The organism is Halanaerobium saccharolyticum (assembly GCF_003053565.1).
GTDB classification, from domain to species: Bacteria; Bacillota; Halanaerobiia; order Halanaerobiales; family Halanaerobiaceae; genus Halanaerobium; species Halanaerobium saccharolyticum_B.
In genome coordinates this window covers 1-1,863 of sequence record NZ_QAXS01000079.1, presented here as the reverse complement: position 1 = coordinate 1,863, position 1,863 = coordinate 1, and the positions used below count along the sequence as shown (strand labels likewise).

General features: G+C 34.1%; 1 protein-coding gene. It reads left to right on the top strand.

Going from position 1 to position 1,863, the window contains the following annotated elements; all coding sequences use genetic code 11:
- Positions 1-142: 142 nt before the first annotated feature.
- A complete protein-coding gene (locus C8C76_RS14925) occupies positions 143-1,726 on the top strand; it encodes a transposase (RefSeq protein ID WP_181248251.1) in 1,584 nt (527 codons plus the stop codon).
- The last annotated feature ends 137 nt before the right edge of the window (positions 1,727-1,863 follow it).

Here is a 1,863-nt window from a genome sequence, read left to right as displayed (position 1 = left end):
TATGATTGCACTGCGAAAAGTCTAAAATAATTCAAAACGAACTAAATTTACAAAAATATTGCTAAAACAAAGCCTTTAAACCTGGGCATCTATGCTTAAATATGATATAATTAAAGCATCATTAAGCTATGGAGTGATAATCATGTTTAAACCCTATGAAGAAGATGAAAGTGTTGCTTTTGGTGATTTTGACGTTAATTTACCTAAATCTATTGTTGAAGAACTGGATCAGGGCTGGCCTGGTAAATTCAAAACCCATATTTTCGATAATATTGATGAATATAAATTTGCTGACATGTATTCTGAAGACGAAGGCAGACCATGTTTCCCTGTTAAAGTAATTACCTCACTTGAAGTTCTAAAACATCTCCTTGATCTCAGCGATAAAGAACTTTTAGCTTCTTTTCACTGTGATATCCGTTTTATGAAAGCTGTTGGCTTAAAAAGAGCCGGACAGTTAACTTTAGGTATGAGGACTATCTATGATTTTCGTGAAAATCTGGTTGATTACATGGCTGAAACAGGTGAAAATCCTCTGGACGAAATTTTTAACGAACTGCTTGCTGAATTTTTAGAGGTTGCTGAACTTGATACAGATATTCAGCGTATGGATTCTACGATGGTAAAAGCTAACATAAAGCATCTTTCCAGAATTCAGTTAATGCGTAAGGTTTTTGAGAATTTTGTCAGAGAATTATCTAAATCTCAAAAGAACAAAATCCACAAAAACATTCTTCAGATTCTTGATGATAGTTTTTCTGAATACCTAAATAACCATGAAAAAGAAGATATTCTAAATAATCTTCTGGGTAAACTAAATTCTGTCAAACAGATATTTAAAAATGATGACAGTATCAATGATACCAGAGTTTATCATCACCTTTGTAGGGTTGTAGAAGAACAGTCAGTAGAAACCAGCTCCCAGCTTAAAGCAAAAGATGATGCTGAAATAGAATCTTCCAGTCTACAAAATCCAAATGATGAAGATGCAACATTTCGCAAAAAGGGTTTAAAGTCTCATCAGGGATATTCATGTAATATCAGTGAGACAGCATCTCCAGATAATCCTGTTCAGATGATTACAGATGTTTCTGTGGAACCTAATATTAACAGTGATGTTGATTTTTTAAATGATAGACTGGAGGAAATTAATATTAAAGCTCCAGTTGATAAACTTGTAGTTGATGGTGCATATTATGGTTCTGATTCTGTCAAATCATCTTTAAAGACTGAGACTGAAATTATTCCAACTGAATTAACCGGTAGAAATCCTAAATATTCTACTGCTAATTTTACACTGTCTGATAAGCAGGGGATAATCTCCTGTCCAATGGGACAAAAACCTGAACGAGATAAGTATCTTGAAAGCAGTGATACCTATGCTGCCTGGTTTGATAAAGAGACCTGCAAAGACTGTGAATTTAGATCAAAGTGTCCTGTTAGTGAACAGAAAAAATCAATGACTGTCAGGTTTACTCAAAAACGACATGATAGAGATAAACTGAGAGCCAAACTGGCCGGTGAAGAATATCAAGAAATCAAAAATTCAAGAGCTGCAGTTGAAGGAACATTCTCTGCCCTTAAAAGAGCACAGGGACTTGATAAATTCAAAGTCACAGGACTGCTCAAAGCTAAATGCAGTAGTGTGTACAAAATGATCGGCTACAACTTAAAACAGCTAGTCAGAGCATTAAAAATGAAATCAAAACCGGGAATATGCACTTAAAAGGCTCACTCCAGGATTAGATATATGGTTCTGGGATAATATTTCTTTAGATATCACCGGACAGATGTCCTAATACCAGTATTTAATTTTTAAGATTTTTATTTTTTGAATTATTTTAGACTTTTCGCAGTGCAATC

Bases quoted from the DNA above. Each gene is read 5' to 3' on its own strand.
- C8C76_RS14925 (WP_181248251.1), top strand. From the start codon at position 143: ATGTTTAAACCCTATGAAGAAGATGAAAGTGTTGCTTTTGGTGATTTT.